This is a genomic window from Akkermansia sp. KLE1798 (genome assembly GCF_001580195.1).
Classification (GTDB): domain Bacteria; phylum Verrucomicrobiota; class Verrucomicrobiia; order Verrucomicrobiales; family Akkermansiaceae; genus Akkermansia; species Akkermansia biwaensis.
This window is the reverse complement of sequence record NZ_KQ971088.1, coordinates 359-19,211: the sequence shown is the minus strand read 5'-3', so window position 1 is coordinate 19,211 and position 18,853 is coordinate 359. Positions and strand designations below refer to the sequence as shown.

Here is an 18,853-nt window from a genome sequence, read left to right as displayed (position 1 = left end):
AAAGAATTTTTTAGTCTTGATTCGATCAATAATTTAGTCCTCCTGAGTATATTTCTTTGAAACGCATATTATCTTTTTATTATCAATGATTTACTTTGTTGTTTGGGCCTAATGTGACGAAGAGGAAACAATTACGAACGGGCTTATCAAGCACTTACACGAACCGTAGCATGCCGGATTCCGGCATGCTACGGAAGAGGTACGGCGACGTGGTTGACAAGAATCGGCCGGAAATCTAACGTGGCCCCATGATGAAACATGCGGATAATCCTGAAGAACGGCCTCAAACCCTTTTCCGTGGCAAATTTCTGGAATTGGTCAAGGAGGGGCGATGGGAATATGTACGCAGGGTAAACGCCAACGGAGCCGTCATGGTGATTGCGGTGACGGAAGCGGGAGAATTGCTGCTGGTGGAGGAGTACCGTTTTCCCCTGCATGCGCTTACCATCGGGCTGCCTGCCGGGCTTTCCGGGGATGACGGAGAGGAAAGCACCCTGGAATCCGCGCGCAGGGAGCTGGAAGAGGAAACCGGATACAGCGCTTCCTCCTGGACCTATCTGTTTACCGGGCCTTCCTCCCCCGGACTGACGACGGAAATGGTATCCTTTTATCTGGCGGACGGGCTTCGGCAGGTAGCGGAAGGAGGAGGAGTGGACAATGAGAATATTACCGTACACCGGATTCCTCTTTCTTTGGTGCACGACTGGCTGATGGACCAGACAGGACAGGGAAAGGTGGTGGACCCGAAAATTTTCATGGGGCTTTATTTCCTGTCCCGCCGGCTTGACGGCTCCGGCAGGGAAGAAGGATGATCCAGCCGGGAAGGCGCCGGACAGCATGGCGGCCTCCCTGTCCCGGCAGGTCGATGGACGGTGTCCGAACGATCCTGTTCAGCATCAAAAGTTTCTGTGCGTGGTAAAGGGCTCCGGCGTCATAAAATATGCCGGTCCCATAAAAACTTCTGGACATTCTTTCCGTTTCGGGCTAAATATCTCCCCGCCTTACGGCACCAACCACTACATGGCAGGGTAGCTCAGTGGTAGAGCAGAGGACTCATAAGCCTTTGGTCGGGTGTTCAAATCACCTCCCTGCTACCAGTTTTGCAAACACCCCGGAACCGCTTGGTTCCGGGGTGTTTTAGCAGGTAACTGCCGGAATGGTAAAGAGTGGCAGAGAGAGCTGGTAAGAGGAATGGAAGTCCTGGCAGATTTACTTCAGCCTCAATCCGAAGACTCCGGATTTGCGGCCGCTGAGTTCCAGGGCGCGGAGACGTTCCGGGGGAAGGCTGTCGCGGGAGAATTCCGCATAGTGCATGCGGTCCCGGAAGTAATGGACGGCGCTTTGAGACAGGGCGAAGATGAAGTTCATGCCCATTTCCTCCGCCTTTTTTCTGGCAAATTCACAGAGCGTGCGGCCGTATCCCCGGCCTTCATGGCGGTGTTTGATGTACAGGCAGCCGAGTTCCGCGCTGCGGTGTTCCGGATAAGGGTACACGGCCACGCAGCCCACGATGCTGTCATCCAGCGTCAGAACGTAGTAGTCGTCGATTTTCGCGGCTATATCCTCATAGTTGCGGTCCACCAGTTTGGAGTCCACGACGGAACGGGCGATCATGGACAGAAGTTCCGGGATGTCCTCTTCTTTCAGGGGACGTATTTCCCGGTAGGAGTCCGTGTGGACCATCGTGCCCACGCCTTCTTCCGAGAAGAGTTCCTCCACCAGCACGCCGCGCATCTTGCCGTCCAGCAGGTGCACGCGGGGAATGCCGGCGCGGCAGGCTTCCGCGGCCTGATCCAGCAGTTCCCTGTGCGTCAGTTCGCCGGATAGTCCGGCAACCTCCGATTCCAGAATGGCGGCGATGGGGTGGCCGTCCCGGGAAGGGACCTTGTGGTCGTTGAGCAGGGCGATGTATTTGGAGGCGCCCAGCGTGTACGCCAGATGAATGGAGTCCGTATCAAAGGAGCCCGTGCGCCCGGAGGCTACGACGGGTATTTGATGACGCCCCAGGATTTCCCGGACGCGCTCGCGGACAAGCTGGCCGCTTTTCAGCGGGGCTTCCACCAGGGCGGAGCGCATTTCACAGACGCGGGTATGTTCGTATAGAGCGGAAGCGTCCGGCCCTTCTGCAATCAGAACGGGCTTCACCCCTATTTCCTGCAATGCGTCCAGGTCCAGCAGGGCATCCACCAGTTCCTCCGAGTTCACCAGGGGCTGTTCCACATGTACGGCAAAGATTTTGCCCCTGAAGTAGGGGACATACTCCAGTACGGAACGGACGTTGGTTGATTTATTGGGAGGAAGCGTGGTCAAGGAGTGCGCCGAAAGTTTGAAGGCGGAGGAAAGGGCCGTCAAGCCCGTTTCCTCCGCCCGAAGACAGGATGGTGTTTAGAATGTACGGGTTTCCGCAGAGTCCCGGTTGTCCATGGTTTCCGCGAAGTCCTGGGAGTCAAGCGTGACGGCGATTTCCTCATCGTCGGAGACGGGAGCGGAAGCCGGTACGGGTGCGGTTTCTTCCTTGCGGAGGACGACGCTGACCTTGCGCTTGGGCATCACCAGTCTGGGTTCCGGAGCCGCAGGCTGATAGCCTTCACCGATGGTGGTGGCATCGGAGATGGCGGCGGGGGCGGATTCCTGTTCCGGCTGCTGCGCCGCCTGCTGTTCGCGAGCCCTGGATACCTGTTCACGCAGGGCGGAGAGCAGGTCCGTCGGCATGCCGTCGAATCCGATTTCCGGGAGGCTGGCTCCGTTTTCCTGTCCGTCGTCGGAGGTCTCGAACTGGGGCAGGCTGGCCAGGAAGTCTTCAAAGGCGTCCAGGTTGGTGGTGCTCTTGAAGAGGTTGCCGATGGCTTCGCTCTTGATGCTGTCCATCAGGGTGACGAAGAGGTCATAGGCTTCCGACTTGTATTCCACGAGCGGGTCTTTCTGGCCCTGGGCGCGGAGGCGGACGCCTTCCCGGAGGGAGTCCATGTTGTACAAATGCTCCTGCCACAGTTTGTCAATGGCCCCCAGGATGATCTGGCGTTCCATATGGTCCAGGTATTCCGGACGTTCGCGGGAGGCCTTGTCTTCATACGTGGCCTTTACCTTGTCGATCAGGAAGGCGATGGTTTCGTCCAGCGGGCGGTCTTCCAGCTTGGCGGCATCCGCCGTGAGGCCCAGCGGGAAGGAGGAGTTCATCCAGGCAAGCAGTTCGTCGGGATGGGTAATGCCCTCTGCGTCCGGGTCAAGGAATTCGTGGGCGCGGGTGGCGATTACTTCCTCCAGCACGTCGTAGATCATTTCACGCGGGTTTTCCGTGGAGAGCACTTCATTGCGGTAACCGTACACGATTTCGCGCTGCTTGTTCATCACGTCGTCATAGTCCAGCACGTGCTTGCGCCACATGTAGTTGCGCTGTTCCACCCGCTTCTGGGCAGATTCCACGGATTTGTTCAGGAAGCTGTGTTCCAGGGCCTCGCCGTCGGCCACGCCCAGGCGTTCCATCATCTTGGTCATGCGTTCCGCCGCGCCGAAGTTGCGCATCAGGTCGTCTTCAAAGGAGATGAAGAACTGGGAAGCGCCGGGGTCTCCCTGGCGGGAGCAGCGTCCGCGCAGCTGGCGGTCGATGCGGCGGGATTCGTGGCGTTCCGTACCCAGTACGAAGAGGCCGCCCAGGTCCGCCACGCCTTCTCCCAGCTTGATGTCCGTACCGCGTCCGGCCATGTTCGTGGAGACCGTAACGGCTCCGCGCTTGCCGGCCAGCGACACGATTTCGGCTTCACGCTGGTGGTTTTTGGCGTTCAGCACTTCATGGGGGATTTTGGCCCTCTTGAGCATGCGGGAGAGGGTTTCGGAGGCGTCCACGCTGGCCGTGCCGATCAGGATGGGCTGGCCCTTGCCGTGGAGTTCCTGGATTTTGTTGATGACGGCGTTGAATTTCTCACGGCGGGATTTGAAGATGAGGTCGTTCTGGTCCTTCCGGATGCAGGGGCGGTTGGTCGGGATGGGAAGTACGTCCAATTTGTAAATGTCGTGGAATTCCGCGGCTTCCGTTTCCGCCGTGCCGGTCATGCCCGCCAGTTTTTTGTACAGGCGGAAGTAGTTCTGGATGGTGATAGTGGCATAAGTCTGGTTTTCGCGTTCCACTTCTACGCCTTCTTTGGCTTCCACGGCCTGGTGCAGGCCGTCGCTCCAGCGGCGTCCCGGCATTTCACGGCCCGTGTTCTGGTCGATGATGATGACCTTGTCGTCCTTGACGACGTATTCCACGTCTTTTTCGTAAATGCAGTAGGCCTTGAGAAGCTGGGAGGTGGTGTGCAGGCGTGCGCCCGTTTCATCCAGCTTTTTGGTGAGTTCGTTTTTAAGGCGGAGCTTGTCTTTTTCCGTCAGGCGGGGATTTTCATCCATTTCCGCAAAGGCGGTGCCGAGGTCCGGGAGGACGAAGTCTTCCGGGTGTCCGGGGGAGATGATTTCACGGCCTTTTTCCATCAGGTCCGCGTCATGGGTTTTTTCATCCACGGTGAAGTACATTTCCTCCTTCAGCTTGTAGAGTTCCTTCTTGCGGGTATCCTGGTAAAGGGTCAGTTCGTATTTTTCCACGATGCGGCGGAGTTCCGGGTCCTGCATGGCGCGCATGAAGGCGCGGTGGCGGGGCTGGCCCATTTTCACCTTGAACAGGTTGCGTCCCACTTCTTCCGTCCTGCCCTCTTCCTGGGCTTTCAGGGCCTGGGTCATCAGTTCGTTGCAGAGGTCGGTCTGGGCCTTCACCACGCGTTCGATGGAGGGGCGCAGGTTGTCGTACTGCTGTTCACGGGTAACGACGGCGGGGCCGGAGATGATGAGCGGCGTACGGGCTTCGTCAATGAGGATGGAGTCCACTTCGTCCACGATGGCGAAGTAGTGGCCTCTCTGCACCTGTTCTGATTTGGACGTGGCCATGCCGTTGTCGCGCAGGTAGTCGAAGCCGAATTCGGCATTGGTGCCGTAGGTGATGTCGCAGGCGTATTGTTCGCGGCGCAGCTGGGAAGGCATCATGCTCTGGATGCAGCCGACCGTCAGCCCCAGGAACTGGAAGAGCATGCCCATCCATTCGGAGTCGCGGCGCGCCAGGTAGTCGTTCACCGTTACCACGTGCACCCCCATGCCGGTGAGGGCGTTGAGGTAGACGGGAAGGGTGGCGACGAGGGTTTTGCCTTCGCCCGTGGCCATTTCCGCGATGTAGCCGCGGTGCAGGGCGATGCCGCCGAGCAGCTGGACGTCAAAGTGGATCATGTCCCAGAGCTGTCTTTGTCCGCAGATTTCCCGTTCTTCTCCGCAGAGCAGGCGGGCGCCGTGCTTGACGGCGGCAAACGCTTCCGGAAGGATCTGGTTGAGGTAGCGTTCCCGGAGTTTGTCGAACTGGGGCGTGATGTTGTTCCATGCGGCCTTGCCTTCCTCAATGGAGGCCGGAGTGGCTTCCACCGTGGGGAGGGCGGCGAATTCGTTTTTCAGGGATTCAAAGCGGGCATTCAGCCGGGAGGCAATGTTTTCCAGCTCTTCTTTGGGCGCGGCTTCCACGATGCGCACGGGCGGCAGGTCCATGGGGAGGAAGCGATGCAGGTAGCTCTGCCATTCCTTTGTTTTTTCAAGCAGGAAGTCCTGTCCCTTGCCGTTCCATGATTCCTCAATGGAGACGATTTGTTCCACAATGGGGCGCAGGCGGCGCACTTCACGCTGGTTTTTGGTACCGACAATCTTGGTTAGAATCCACTTAATCATCTTTGTCTTGTTGAAAATTGACGAGGTAGAGGCGCTTTCAGCGATCTAAGAATCGAAAAATACTAGCGGGTGCGGAAGGAAATGCAAGCACGGCCCGCGATTTGGGCAAATCATGACGTGATCGGTTCATTTTTGAATGACATGCCGGGGTGTTGGACCTGATTTTCCTTGCATCCGTATTTTCTCTGCAAGATGTTACAGGAGAAAGGAGAGAACGTTTTATGCCTTATGTCTTCCACAAACTTCCCTGCTGGGTTCCCATGGCCCTCGCCTGTACGCTGGCGGGATGCTGCCATGAGGACGGAACCGTCTGCAAGGACGATATTCATTTGATATCCGGGGAAATTAATGAAGAAGGGAATATTTCCCTTCATTTTGACTTGAATACCCAGTATCAGGGAGACTTGTACGTGGAGATGCAGCCGGAAGGCGATGAGGTCAACGTGTTCCTCTACACCCGGCCTGCGGGCAGAACTTCCGGAAAGCTGCTCTATGCGGGCGGTTATCAGCTGGTCATTCCCTGGCCGGAGAATGCCGCCTCCGTGGAGGTCAACCTCTGCGGCATGAAGCTGGACACATGGACAAAGGAGTAAAGACCGGCAGCGGAGGCAGGGCGATGTTCAACGGCCGGCCGGCTTGTTCCGGGTCAGATGGATGAGCCAGATGCAGAGCAGGGTGAACCAGCCGAAAAGCAGGAAAAGAGGAATGGTGACCAGGTATTCCGTGCCGGTGACGGGTTTTTCCTTGTTGCGGGACCGCAGCCAGTAATAGATGGCCATGGGGAGGATGCTCCAGAACAGGAGCAGGAAAATCTCGGGGATTCCGAGTCCGAATAAAGCTAACACAGGCTGGTTCATGAAAGGGTGGAAGGAGAGTTCCAGAATAATTTTTTCCTGACGGAATACAAGGGAAAAAGGCAGCGGAAATAAAGGGAGCAGCGGAAGCGCGTGGGGCGCATGAATCCGGAATCATGACATGTAACATCATTGGAATGATTCCAAATTGATGATATTATCCGCCTATGAGTCATTGCGATGATGGGCGCATACGCATCCGGGGCGCCCGCGAGCATAATTTGCAGAATGTGGATGTGGATATTCCCCTGGGGCGTTTGACGGTGGTGACGGGGCCTTCCGGGTCCGGAAAGACAAGCCTGGCCATGCATACGCTGTACGCGGAAGGGCAGCGGCGGTATATGGAAACCTTTTCCCCCTACGTACGCCAGTTCATGGACCGCATGGACAAGCCGGACGTGGATGCCGTGGAGAATATTCTTCCGGCGATTGCGCTGCACCAGCGCAATTCCGTCAGGACTTCCCGCTCTACCGTGGGAACGATGACGGGGCTGAATGATTACTGGAAGTTCGTCTTCGCCCGGTTGGCGTCCGGATTTGATCCGGAGACGGGCCGGGAGATCAGGCCAGAGACGCCCGGTTCCATTGACGAAAAGCTGAACGCGGAACTGCCTCCGGGCACGGAGCTGATGATTTGCCTGGAGGTGCCCCGTACGGAGTCCATTGACCTGTCCACGCTCAAGATGAACTTGGTGGCCCAGGGTTATTTGCGCGTTTTCGCGCATGGAGAGATGCTGCGGCTGGAGGACGATGACTGGTCCCTGCCGGAAGGCGAATCCCTGCTGGTGATCCAGGACCGCGTGCGGCTGAATGAGGAACAGAGGGAACGCCGTCTGGAGGCTCTGGAAACGGCCATGCGCCTGGGTGGCGGCGTGGCCCACGTGGTCCCGCGCGTGGACGGAATTTGGCTGCCGGCCATGAAGTTCCGCGGAGACTGGTATCCGCTCATGGAGCCGCGGCCCGGCCTGTTTTCCTTCAATTCCCCCCTGGGCGCCTGTCCGGAATGCCGGGGCTACGGACGCGTGATTACGGTGGACTACAACCGCTGCATCAAGCCGGAATTGAGCGTCAGGGACGGGGCCATCCATATTTTCGAGGGAGAGGGCAAGGTCTTCTCCGAATGCAAGAAGGACCTGATGCGCGCCTGGCGCAAGAGCCCCCGGCAGGTGCGTCTGGACGTGCCCTGGAAGGATTTGAAGCAGTGGGAACGGGACTGGCTGATGTATGGCGACGGCAGTGACCCGGATGAAATGTACGAACGCGGACTGTGGTACGGCATCGCTGGATTTTTCAAGTATCTGGAGAGCCGGACGCACAAGATGCACGTCAGGGTGTATTTGAGCCGCTTCCGGGTTTATCAGGAATGCCCGTCCTGCCATGGACAGCGCCTGAGGCCGGAGGCCCTCCAGTTCAAGCTGGGCGGAAAGAGCCTGCCGGACCTGTTCTGCATGCCCATGGATGAGTTGCTGGCCTGGGTGGACAAGCACGTGACGCCGTGTTCCCATGAAGACCCCGGCCTGAAGCATGCCGTGGCGGAATTGCGGAGCCGCCTGGAGTATCTTAATGAAGTGGGCCTGGGCTACCTGAGTTCCGACCGTGCCACGCGCACCCTTTCGGGTGGGGAGATCGAGCGCGTCAGCCTGACTACCTGCCTGGGGGCCTCTCTGACGGATACGCTGTTCGTGCTGGATGAACCGACCGTGGGCCTGCATCCCAGGGACACATCCCGCCTGATTTCCGCCATGAACCGTCTCAAGACACGGGGAAATACATTGGTGGTCGTGGAGCACGAGGAAGCCGTGATGCGCGCCGCCGACTGCCTAGTGGACATGGGCCCCGGCTCCGGCCGCGAAGGGGGGCGCCTGGTGTATTCCGGCGCTCCGGACCGTATTGCGGAGGTGCCGGAATCCCTGACGGGGGCGTTCCTGTCCGGCAGGCGGAGCATCTCCATTCCGCAGAAGAGGCGCAAGCCCAGGAAGTTTTTGCAGATTTCCGGCGCTACCCGGCACAACCTGAAGAAACTGGACGTGAATATTCCTCTGGGCGTGTTCGCCTGCCTGACGGGCGTCAGCGGTTCCGGCAAGAGCACGCTGGCACACGACGTGGTGTATTTGAACGCCCTGGTAGCGAAGGGCGGCGTGTGCGAGGAGGAGCCTGCACACGTGAAGTCCGTCAAGGGCTGGGAGCTGCTTGATGAAGTGGTGATGGTGGACCAGAGCCCCATCGTGCGCACACCCCGTTCCACTCCTGCCGTGTATTCCGGCGTGTTTGAGGAAATCCGCGCCCTGTTTGCGGATACGGAAACGGCCCGCGCCCGCGGGATGAAGCCGGGATTCTTTTCTTTCAACAGCGGCGACGGGCGCTGTCCCCGCTGCATGGGGATGGGCAGCGAGAAGGTGGAGATGCAGTTTCTTTCAGACATTTTCGTGCAGTGTCCCCTGTGCCACGGTGCCCGCTACGGGAACGAGGTATTGAGCGTGTACCGCGACGGCAGGAATATTGCCGACGTTCTGGGCATGACCGTGACGGCCGCCCTGGAATACTTCGGCGGGGAAAAGGGTGCGCGTGCCAGGCGCATTGCGGAAAAGCTGGGCGTACTCCGGCGTGTGGGGCTGGGCCACCTGACGCTGGGGCAGCCGTTGAATACGCTGTCCGGCGGGGAGAACCAGCGCCTGAAGCTGGCCAAGATACTGCTGGACCAGATGGGCTCCGGCAAAAACAATCCCAAGATGCTGATTCTGGACGAGCCGGGAACGGGGCTGCATTTTGCCGATATTGAAGTGCTGCTGGCCGTTTTCCGGGAGCTGGTGGAGCAGGGGCATACCCTGCTGGTGATTGAGCACAACCCGGAGTTTATCAAGTCCGCGGATTACGTGATTGACCTGGGGCCGGAAGGCGGAGCGGGCGGCGGCCATGTGGTTGCGGCCGGGACGCCGGAGGAAATCGTGGCGGCCGGCAAGGGTTACACGGGCAAGTACCTCAAGGACGTGCTCGAAGGCCTTCCCTCCGTTTACGATCCGCAGGACGCCGCCATGCCGGATTCCGCGGATATGGATATTCCGGCAGGCGTCATGGCCCTGCGGGGTGCGCGGCACCACAACCTGAAGAACGTGGATCTGGACGTGCCGCGCGGAGAAATGACCGTGCTGACCGGCCTGTCCGGGTCGGGAAAAAGCTCCCTGGCCTTCGATATCTTTTTTGCGGAAGGGCAGAGGCGTTTCATGGACGTCATGTCCCCGTATGCCCGCCAGTTTACCGAGCAACTGGAAAGTCCGGACATTGACCGCCTTACGGGCCTGCCGCCCACGGTGGCTATTGAGCAGAACATGTCCCGCGGCGGTACCAAGTCCACGGTGGGGACGGTTACGGAAATCTGGCAGTTCCTGCGCCTGTTGTATTCCAAGCTGGGGCAGGCCTATTGCCCGAAGTGCGGAGTGCCGGTAGGCAAGCGTTCGGAATCGGAAGTGGTGGAACTTGTTTCCCGGCAGTTGAAAAAGCATGGCAGTTTGGCCCTGCTGGCACCCCTGGTGCGCGGGCGCAAAGGGCATTACTCCGATCTGGCGCGCTGGGCGGAAGGCAAGGGGTATGAAGAATTGTGGGTGGACGGCGGCTTGGTGCCGCTGAGCGGCTTTCAGCCCCTGGACCGTTATTCCAGCCACGATCTGGACCTGGTGATGAGCCGTCCGGAAAGTTCCTGGACCCCGGATGAAGTGGCGCAGGCGGTTCACGCCGCGCTGGACATGGGAGAAGGCTTTCTGCAGGTGCTTCCTTCCGGTTCCTCCTCTCCGGAGTTGATGGGCGTGAAGCTGGCTTGCGCCTCCTGCGGCCAGTCTTTCCCGGAACTGGAGCCTTATACGTTTTCCTTCAACTCTCCCCGCGGCTGGTGCCCCGTCTGCCGGGGGCACGGCGTGGTGGGCAAGCGCAAGATGAAGGAAGACCAGGCCCAGTCCCTGCTGGAAGCGGAGTTGAAATACGACAAGGAGCTTGCCAAACAGGTGGATGACGAAAAGGAGGTGAAAACATGCCCTGCCTGCCGCGGCGTGCGTCTGAATGAGTTTGCCCGCGCCGTCAGGCTCCAGGGCGTGACGCCGGGTGAGCTTGCCTCATTGCCGGCCATGGAGGCCGCCAAACTGGTGGAGGGCTGGAAGTTCGAACGTGAAGAAGCCCTGATTGCCCGGGACGTGGTTGCGGAAGTGACGCAGCGGCTCGGCTTCCTCCAGCGCGTGGGGCTGGGGTATCTGTCCCTGGACCGCAGTGCGACGACGCTTTCCGGCGGGGAGACGCAGCGCATCCGCCTGGCATCCCAGCTTGGCTCCCATCTCCGGGGCGTTTTGTACGTCCTGGATGAACCCACGATCGGGCTGCATCCGCGCGACAACGAATTGCTTCTGGGGACGCTGGATGAACTCAAGCGCCGGGGGAACACCCTGCTGGTGGTGGAACACGACGAGGACACAATGAGGCGTGCGGACCGCATTGTGGACATGGGTCCCGGAGCGGGCGTCCACGGTGGGCGCGTCATGGCCCAGGGGACTTTTGAGGAACTGGCGGAAATGCCGGATTCCGTCACCGGGCTGGCGTTGCACCACAAGCCGCACCATCCGTACCGCGGCAAGCGGCGCCGGATACCTGCCCGCAAGGATGAAACCGCGTGGCTCCGGGTGGAGGGCTGCTGCCTGCATAACCTGAAGAATGTGGACGTGGCTATTCCCAAGGGGCGTCTTACCGTGCTGACCGGCGTTTCCGGAGCGGGAAAGACCTCCCTGATGACCGGGACCATCCGTCTGGCGGCGCGCCAGGCGCTGGGGGACAAACTGACCCGTGAGCAGAAGAAGCTGTGGAAATCCTCTTCCGGGTTTGACTCCCTGCGGATGGTGTACGGGGTGGACCAGAGCCCCATTGGCAAGACTCCCAGGTCCACTCCGGCCACTTACGTGGGGTTTCTGGATGATATCCGGACCCTGTTCGCCCAGACGGCGGATGCCCGGCGGCTGGGTTTCGACCGCGGGCGCTTCTCTTTCAATACGGGGCAGGGCAATTGCGAGTCCTGCAAGGGAACGGGCATGCAGAAGCTGGAGATGGACTTCCTGCCTCCGTGCTTCGTGCCTTGTGAAACCTGCCGCGGCAAACGCTACAACGCCGCCACGCTTACCGTGCGGTACAAAGGTAAGACTATTGCGGACGTGCTGCGGATGGACTTCTCGGAAGCGGCGGAATTCTTTGAAAGCCAGCCCCGCATTTCAGACCCCCTCAAATTGCTGGCGGAGACCGGACTTGGTTACCTGACGCTGGGGCAGGCCTCCAATACGCTCTCCGGCGGGGAAGCCCAGCGCCTCAAGCTGGTGACGGAACTCATCAAGGGGCGGCGCGTCAGCCGGAACGCCTTGATGAAGGGGAAGGAGCTTCCCGGAGACTTGTACCTGATTGAAGAGCCTTCCATCGGACTGCACCCGCGGGACGTGCGTCTTCTTATCGACGTACTGCACCGCCTGGCGGACCAGGGGAACACGGTCATTGTCATTGAGCACAACACGGAAATCATGGCGGAGGCGGATTATATTATCGACATGGGGCCCGGGCCGGGAGAGGAAGGCGGCCGCATCGTAGCCAGCGGCACCCCGGAGCAAATCGCTCAAAAGGATTCGCCCACAGCGGAATACATACGCCGGGAGTTGGTTGAGAGTGAATAGCCGTAACATTTGCAACGCCGTTCCGGATTTTTCCGGGACGGCGTTTTTATGTATGGACAAAGGCCGATTTTGTCAGATGACTCCTATAATTGTTTATAGAAAATAGGTGAGGGTACAGAATGTGGCGTTAAAATATTTCCAGATATTTTTTTAATATTATCCTCCATCATATCTACTTCATACCATTCCTTGTCTATACACACGGAAATGGTATGAATATTATTTCGATAAATACAGGAAACCGCCTGGTTAAAGGGTATGTCAGGCAACGAAGAATACTTTTTCCATAGGACATACATATCTCCTTCTTGAAAATAGTATAAATAATAGTCTTTATAAATATTACGACCGTGTAGATTAAAGGGATCTTCCAAAAACGGACAAAATAAAATACTATGCCCAATTATAAAAATTGTAATCAATATTGATATTATTACGACAAAGTATTTTAAGATTTTCATAATTTTAAAAAGGAGGACAAATGTTGGTCGGTTCAAGATGTTCTGGTACTACATGCTTGAATAGGCCGCCGTTCAAAGGAGGCGGGTATTTCAGTTTCCGGAAAAGCAATCGTTTTGAAAGGTTTCCGGAAATAGTACAACAAAGTCTTCAATTTAAATAATTTATAGTCAATATTTGTTTTTTCTAAGCTTTAAAAACCAACAGAATAATAATAGGGAAAATAGTAGTAATAAGAAAAAACAAATAATAAGTCCTATCATACTTGACAATATGGAACTGCCAAAAGTGTATTGCTCCGGATCCTCGGGATTAACATAGATACGGATCAGATTTCCCTCCGTGGCATTTTCCCCATGCTGATGCGACAGGAAACTTTTTTCATACAGGGATGTATACAATTTTTTCCCTTTCCAAGAATATGCTACACGGAATCCATCCTTGTTTTCAGCTTTCTGCATTTCCTCTATTCTCCCCTGGATTTCAACCCAGTTTCTGGAATATTTATAATTCATGTATTCCAGGGACAAAGGAAGACCCATTAACATTGTACCCAAAAAGCATACAAGAGAAAGCACCAATGCGGACCGTTTTTTTACGGAATTTATCCGCTGCCTATATTCATCAAGTAATCTTTTTTCACTGCTCGTATCAATTTCAGACGTTAATTCCGGATATAGGCCGGATATCTGGCGGAATAATTTTAATACCAGTGAATAATTACCTGATGAAAGAACAACGTCTGATCTGCCTGCCTCTTGAATTTTGATACTGTATACGACTGGAGTCATCGGGAATGCCTGGACCTTCCCATTGTTTTTAAAGATATAGGCATTTGAACCGGAAGGACCGCTTTCCAGAATAATACGGGTATCGCCGCTTAAAGGAATCTGCTTTGATGCCATGCGTATTCCCAGCACATACTGGTCAATAACAATTTTAAAATGATCTAAGACAATATGTAATTTTCCAAAAACAAGCAGCAAATTGATGTAGAAAGTTGCAATAATGAAAATCAGAGAAAAAAAGGACGTGATTCCCAGAAGTATGAAATGGCCATTGGCTTCCTTTTTTAATTCGATGATAAATGAATAGAAAACGACGGGAAAGAATATGCCGATGAAACAGAGGAATAGGAAAACCACTATCACTATCGGCTTAATTCCTGAAATCCATCTGTTATTAAAAATTATTGTATTCATAACATATTTTAATTCATAACAAGTGTTATATATACTTAATGAATGCCTTTCAAACTTATTAAAAGTATAGAACCTAATTCAATTCCAATGCAGGAGTTTTAAATTCGCAAGGAGCACTTTCGGGAGATAAATTATTGAGTGCATCCAGTATATAGGAAATGGAAAAATCACCTCTATTTCGCCGTATCATTATTCTCCCATTTCAACAGCAATATAAAGTATAAATGCAGAAAAGAAAGCTGTGAGAATGGTTCCCCGGGCCAGTACCCATCCCAGTCCATGTGGAAAATCATTAATCATGGCACAAGAAGGGGTATGGGGAAGATAGAGGATATTAATTTGCTGCCCTTTTATTATAGACAAGATAATTTTAACTTAATAAGTTCTTTCTGAAAATCTTTTCTTGGAAGAAATTGTCCTGTATATATTCTTATCCTGTTACTGTGCGGCAGGCCTATCCCTCCTATTTCGATCCTGTATGTTACTCTATAATTTTAATTATTTTTTACTTCAGTCTCCAGTAATTGCTGGGCTGTTTTTCCATCAGTATTTTTCAAATTCTGGTTAGCTCCTTGTTTAATTAGAAAATTGTAGGCGCCTATTTGTCCTGTACGAGCAGCATAATGTAAGGCAGTTTCTTTGTAGGGAAAGGTCATAGAGGGGAGCTTCATTTCATTTGAAGCTACATTAATATCAGCCCTAAATTCGAGTAATTTCTTCATGGTATCAATATCCCCGATAGCTGCCGCCAACATAAGAGCTGTTTCGCTTCCATTCCATTTTTTATCATATGGATTAAGATTTGGTTGTGGAGTCGTATTTGACGACAAATCCCAATATGATTTTAATGAATTTCTAATCATATCTTTTCCTACAATGTAGGCAGGAGTATTGTAATGTAGGTAGTAAGGAGGAATATAGGAGTTTTTTGTTTCTTCTTTTTTTTGGGATATGAACGTACAGGACCCTAATAAATTTAATGCCAAAATAACCGAAGGGAATATAATATTAGTTTTCATATTAAATAATTTATGCTACACTTATAATTTTTAAAGTTCATGTGCATGATTTTCATGAAAAAACAAGAATCATGCATAGATTTTTGTTATGCTTAAAATAGATAAATAATATTTTATGATTTGTGAACAACTTTTAAAGTAGGATATTTTTTTAATTTGCATTTTAAACAACAGTCAAATTTGAATAATCTTCTGCTTTCAGTAAGGAATCATTGAGATCAAAAACATGTATCGGAATCATATAATTCGGAGATATCAGGTACAGCTATTCCTTCAACATGGTGGGAACCTACTATCATGCATTCTCTACTCCATAATATTGAGTTGCCAATATGCCACCGCACACCCGAAAATCCCCCTTTGGGGTGGAGGCCGAAATTTTTTCCATAAACATCATCAGCGTCCAATTGAATAAGGTTTTCACTGCCAGTATCATAGCCAGTATCATAGGAAACAGTAGGCGATTTCTTTTCAAAAACAGGTGGAATATTTTCGATTTCCGGTGCCTTAGGTTCTGAAATAAACAATTTTATTATATACCAATGAGCATCATATTTTGCTTTTTCCTTAAGATAATCTTTCACTTTCTTGTCATAAGCCGCCGCCTGCATTTCAACAATATGAACAATATATCTTGGATGGAAGAGATTATCTGATGATGTTCCTGAATTTGTATACCCCCCAGTGAAATACTTATAATTTATTTGGAACCCATATGAGCTTCCATTCCTGGCCATTATTATCTTTGGCCCGTAAATTTAACTTCATCTTTAAAGGGCATGATGATCTTTTCTGAATTTCCATATACAATGAATCATCTTTTGATTCTGTTGAGAGAAGATCAGGTGTCCATGAGATAGAAAAAATAGGTGTATTTTTTATTTCAGTTGGAAGGTGGTTCTTACCGTTTGGATTAAAAATAATTGTTTCAGATTCAAAATAATCTTTATTTTTAATAGACTGTCTAGATTTTTTTCTTTCTGTGATTAAAACGCCTGATTCGATGGAGATACCTTCTTCTGTTTCTAAATTTTTAAAATAAACATGAGGGTATTCTGAAGAAATATCAGGAATAAAATCATCGTCATTCAAGCAAGAATCAAATTTATACAATAATTCGGATGCACTGGGATTGTATGCTATAAGCTTAGTGTAATTTAGTATAATTATAAATTCTGATAGCGAAATAATAATAAGCACAATAATTAGGAGATTTCTTTTAATAGTATTCATATGTTTTTATTGTGGGCGTGGAATCGGAGGAGTATTATTATTGTCCGCGGTACTTATAATTTTTGCTGGATAATACTTTAAATAGCTTTCGTTCTTTTTCAGTTGGAGAGAAAAGCTTTTTTCTCCTTCTGGTGCATTAGAATAAATTCTCCAGCCTCCATCGGAAATTGTACCATCTTGATGGCATGCCCTAAATAAATACCATATCCATTTTTTGCATTCGATGGATACAATGACGATAAGAATTTTTTAAATTTTCCCATGTCGGCATATATTTTAGATTTATCTTCCTTTTTTTATAATTAATTGATTTGTAGGCTTTTTTATTTCTGTAGCTGTTAAATATTCACCATGGGAGATTACTGCTAATGTATCATATTCCTCTGTAATATTTTTAGAGTTTTTCCTAAATATTTTATTTTTTATATGTGTTTTTCTTTGTTTTTATCTAGACAGGAAACAACGTAGATGGCACATCCAAGAAGGTCTGTAATTAACAATTTGTTTGAAACAAAACCGTATAAATTCCAACCTCCTTGTTCCTGGATAGGATCGCGGTTAATCCATCTGCCGTCTGCGGGATTGAGATGGCGGTAATTGTAGTAGACAAGTCCCAGTTCGTCATCCGAGAACTCGCAGGAAAACCTGAACTTGTTCTCCCGGGCCATGTCCCCTTCAGCGGTGAACAGGCCTCCGAAAGGTGCATGCTTGTAGCGGGTTTTTTGTTTCTGCTGGCCGTCAAGGATGGAAGTGACGTTCTTCAAGGCATCGTGGATGAAGTAGAGATGCTTTTCCTGCTGTGAAATGTTGTCTTTCCAACATGTCATCATCAGGACGCGCGTGGCCGTGGGCTCCGTCGGATCCCACAAATAGCTCTTCACCAGCAAGGGTTCGGGATGCATCAAATCCAGTTGGGCTACCTGCAAATAGCCTCGGTACAGGAACCGGGAATGGCTGGATACTGCCCCATTGACCGTGGTTTTCTTCTCAAAGCGCCTTCCCCGGTAGTCGTAGCCGCAGGTGATGGTTGTTCTGCCATCCTGGCTGGTGAAGACGACGGGGCGGTCTTTGGCCTCGTAGGATACCTCCCAGACACCCGTTGAAGTCTTGATCCTGGTCTGGTTGCCGTCGGCATCGTAGACGGGGTTAAAATCTTCTTCCCCTCCGGCAATATCCGTGTACTGGTTGAGCCGATTGGATTCGTAGGAGAGGTCTTCCTCCAGTTCCCGGGCGGTCTTGCGGTTGCCGATGTTGTCATAGCAGTACGCAAACCTTCCTCCCCGGCTGATGCGGTCTTCCAGCAGTTCACTGCGGCTGTTATAGGTAAAATCTCTTATCGTCGCGGGAGTGGCAGCATCCCATGAGTCCCGTCGTTGAGTGGGACGCATCAGCGCGTCGTAGTCGTATTCGTAGCCGGCCGACAATTCGCCGTCCGCTCCCTTCCTGTAACCAATAGCGGTTACGAGGTTGAGGGCAGGATGGTAGGTGTTTTGGCGGACCATGCCGTTGGGGTAGGTGAGAGAGTGGAGGAAGCCGCTGGTTGGATCGTACTGCCATGTAAAGGGAGAAGCGATGCCTTCCAGATTCATCCCAATAATGCCTCCCTGATGGCCGTAGTCAAGATGGGAGTGCTGCACCGTGCGTGTGCCGAGCATCAGGCGGTATCCGTTGGAATGCCCCAAGGCATTGTATTCTTCCTGGGTGCAGCTTTCCACGGTTCCAAAGGAAGTGTCCTGAATCATGCGGCCATAAGCATCGTAGGAAAATTCCCTGATACCTGAAGTGTCCCGGACGGAGGTCATTTGTCCGATGTGGTTGTAGGTGAACTTCCATCCGGGAGTAGCGTCATTGTGGGAGGCGGAGACGAGTTCTCCGGTGAGAGGAGCATAGGCACAGGTGGTGGTGATACCTCTGGCCTTGGTCAATGTCTTCAGACGATTGAGATCGTCATAGGTTTTGGAGACACAGGAACCATCGGCATAGGCTTTTTTCAGTTCCAGACCGGTGGCTGGATCGTAGAGCCGGGTGGTGGTGTCTCCGTCGGTTCGGCCGGAAGGATCGGTGGTGATGTCGCCTTCGTTTGCACGGAAGGTAGTCAGGGCCACCATGCGGTCGGCTTCGTCGTACGTAGGCGAAGCAGGCCGGCTGAATGGCGGTGCCATATTCTGCCGTCTTTCTGCTGCGTATGTCGTAGGTATAACAGGTTGTTCCTCCCAATGCATCGGTGATGCAGGCAGGATTGTCACAGCGGGGCAGATAGCTGGTGGTGGTGACATGGCCCGCAGGATCAGTAGTCTTAGCCGGGCGTCCGGCTACGTCCGTTTCCTCCATAATGGTGTTGCCGCTACCATCGGTTTTTTCCAGAAACATCCCTGTAGAGATGCAGGAGCGCCGTTGTGAAGAATGAATGCCTTCATGGTCAGTCTGGCTTACGCTAACCCCGTCTACGACCAGTGATTCAGCTGTGATCTCCGAAGTGGGAATGCGGCTAACAGAAACCAGCAAAGTAAACACGCCGGAAACGTTATGATATTTGGTGAATTTTTGAGGCGGAGGACAACATGGGAAAAGAGAAGGTATTCCTTGCCGGTGGCACGTATTTCTTTGCCATATTTTCAAAATTTACCCATTGCCAGGATAAAAGTCCGCGTGCTAGCGTC

Annotated in this window: 12 protein-coding genes and 1 tRNA gene; 4 read left to right on the top strand and 9 right to left on the bottom strand. The window is 52.8% G+C overall.

Annotation, left to right across the window (positions count from 1 at the left end; translation table 11 throughout):
• The first annotated feature begins 248 nt into the window (after nucleotides 1-248).
• Both HMPREF3039_RS08830 and HMPREF3039_RS08825 read left to right on the top strand, forming a co-directional pair.
• A complete protein-coding gene (locus HMPREF3039_RS08830; RefSeq protein ID WP_231863894.1) occupies nucleotides 249-812 on the top strand; it encodes an NUDIX hydrolase in 564 nt (187 codons plus the stop codon).
• Between the two features lie 210 nt (nucleotides 813-1,022).
• Nucleotides 1,023-1,097: transfer RNA gene (locus HMPREF3039_RS08825), tRNA-Met, on the top strand.
• A gap of 112 nt (nucleotides 1,098-1,209) precedes the next feature.
• Here the strand turns inward: HMPREF3039_RS08825 and HMPREF3039_RS08820 are convergent.
• Nucleotides 1,210-2,310, bottom strand: a complete 1,101-nt coding sequence (locus tag HMPREF3039_RS08820; RefSeq protein WP_147549982.1) for a GNAT family N-acetyltransferase — start codon at nucleotides 2,308-2,310, stop codon at nucleotides 1,210-1,212.
• Nucleotides 2,311-2,385: 75 nt separating this feature from the next.
• On the bottom strand, nucleotides 2,386-5,736 hold the full coding sequence (gene secA / locus HMPREF3039_RS08815) for a preprotein translocase subunit SecA (RefSeq protein WP_067569878.1): 3,351 nt from the start codon (nucleotides 5,734-5,736) through the stop codon (nucleotides 2,386-2,388).
• Between the two features lie 221 nt (nucleotides 5,737-5,957).
• On the opposite strand from secA, the gene HMPREF3039_RS08810 reads away from it, so the two are divergent.
• A complete protein-coding gene (locus tag HMPREF3039_RS08810; protein ID WP_231863893.1) occupies nucleotides 5,958-6,329 on the top strand; it encodes a hypothetical protein in 372 nt (123 codons plus the stop codon).
• 27 nt (nucleotides 6,330-6,356) lie between these two features.
• Here the strand turns inward: HMPREF3039_RS08810 and HMPREF3039_RS08805 are convergent, their stop codons facing one another.
• On the bottom strand, nucleotides 6,357-6,593 hold the full coding sequence (locus HMPREF3039_RS08805) for a hypothetical protein (RefSeq protein WP_067569874.1): 237 nt from the start codon (nucleotides 6,591-6,593) through the stop codon (nucleotides 6,357-6,359).
• A gap of 164 nt (nucleotides 6,594-6,757) precedes the next feature.
• Between HMPREF3039_RS08805 and uvrA the strand changes: the two genes are divergently transcribed.
• Nucleotides 6,758-12,280: an excinuclease ABC subunit UvrA gene (uvrA, locus tag HMPREF3039_RS08800; protein ID WP_067569872.1), complete on the top strand. Its 5,523-nt coding sequence runs from the start codon at nucleotides 6,758-6,760 to the stop codon at nucleotides 12,278-12,280.
• Between the two features lie 629 nt (nucleotides 12,281-12,909).
• Here the strand turns inward: uvrA and HMPREF3039_RS08795 are convergent.
• The 6 genes from HMPREF3039_RS08795 to HMPREF3039_RS08785 all read right to left on the bottom strand — a co-directional run bounded on the left by HMPREF3039_RS08795 (nucleotide 12,910) and on the right by HMPREF3039_RS08785 (nucleotide 18,355).
• On the bottom strand, nucleotides 12,910-13,941 hold the full coding sequence (locus tag HMPREF3039_RS08795) for a DUF3592 domain-containing protein (RefSeq protein ID WP_067569870.1): 1,032 nt from the start codon (nucleotides 13,939-13,941) through the stop codon (nucleotides 12,910-12,912).
• A gap of 189 nt (nucleotides 13,942-14,130) precedes the next feature.
• On the bottom strand, nucleotides 14,131-14,304 hold the full coding sequence (locus HMPREF3039_RS14405; protein WP_231863892.1) for a hypothetical protein: 174 nt from the start codon (nucleotides 14,302-14,304) through the stop codon (nucleotides 14,131-14,133).
• 131 nt (nucleotides 14,305-14,435) lie between these two features.
• Entirely contained in the window at nucleotides 14,436-14,960 is a 525-nt protein-coding gene (locus tag HMPREF3039_RS13345) for an ankyrin repeat domain-containing protein (protein WP_082770211.1), read from the bottom strand.
• Between the two features lie 218 nt (nucleotides 14,961-15,178).
• On the bottom strand, nucleotides 15,179-15,571 hold the full coding sequence (locus HMPREF3039_RS13825) for a hypothetical protein (RefSeq protein WP_156473612.1): 393 nt from the start codon (nucleotides 15,569-15,571) through the stop codon (nucleotides 15,179-15,181).
• 82 nt (nucleotides 15,572-15,653) lie between these two features.
• Complete coding sequence (locus HMPREF3039_RS13820; protein ID WP_147549995.1) at nucleotides 15,654-16,193, bottom strand: hypothetical protein; 540 nt, start codon at nucleotides 16,191-16,193, stop codon at nucleotides 15,654-15,656.
• Nucleotides 16,194-16,615: 422 nt separating this feature from the next.
• Nucleotides 16,616-18,355 carry an RHS repeat domain-containing protein gene (locus HMPREF3039_RS08785; RefSeq protein WP_067982521.1) on the bottom strand — a complete coding sequence of 580 codons (1,740 nt, stop codon included), beginning with the start codon at nucleotides 18,353-18,355 and terminating at the stop codon, nucleotides 16,616-16,618.
• Nucleotides 18,356-18,853 lie beyond the last annotated feature (498 nt).

Bases quoted from the DNA above. Each gene is read 5' to 3' on its own strand.
- HMPREF3039_RS13820 (WP_147549995.1), bottom strand. From the start codon at position 16,193: ATGAATACTATTAAAAGAAATCTCCTAATTATTGTGCTTATTATTATT.
- HMPREF3039_RS08830 (WP_231863894.1), top strand. From the start codon at position 249: ATGATGAAACATGCGGATAATCCTGAAGAACGGCCTCAAACCCTTTTC.
- HMPREF3039_RS13345 (WP_082770211.1), bottom strand. From the start codon at position 14,960: ATGAAAACTAATATTATATTCCCTTCGGTTATTTTGGCATTAAATTTA.
- HMPREF3039_RS08785 (WP_067982521.1), bottom strand. From the start codon at position 18,355: ATGGCACCGCCATTCAGCCGGCCTGCTTCGCCTACGTACGACGAAGCC.
- HMPREF3039_RS08795 (WP_067569870.1), bottom strand. From the start codon at position 13,941: ATGAATACAATAATTTTTAATAACAGATGGATTTCAGGAATTAAGCCG.
- HMPREF3039_RS08805 (WP_067569874.1), bottom strand. From the start codon at position 6,593: ATGAACCAGCCTGTGTTAGCTTTATTCGGACTCGGAATCCCCGAGATT.
- HMPREF3039_RS08810 (WP_231863893.1), top strand. From the start codon at position 5,958: ATGCCTTATGTCTTCCACAAACTTCCCTGCTGGGTTCCCATGGCCCTC.
- secA (WP_067569878.1), bottom strand. From the start codon at position 5,736: ATGATTAAGTGGATTCTAACCAAGATTGTCGGTACCAAAAACCAGCGT.
- HMPREF3039_RS13825 (WP_156473612.1), bottom strand. From the start codon at position 15,571: ATGCAGGCGGCGGCTTATGACAAGAAAGTGAAAGATTATCTTAAGGAA.
- uvrA (WP_067569872.1), top strand. From the start codon at position 6,758: ATGAGTCATTGCGATGATGGGCGCATACGCATCCGGGGCGCCCGCGAG.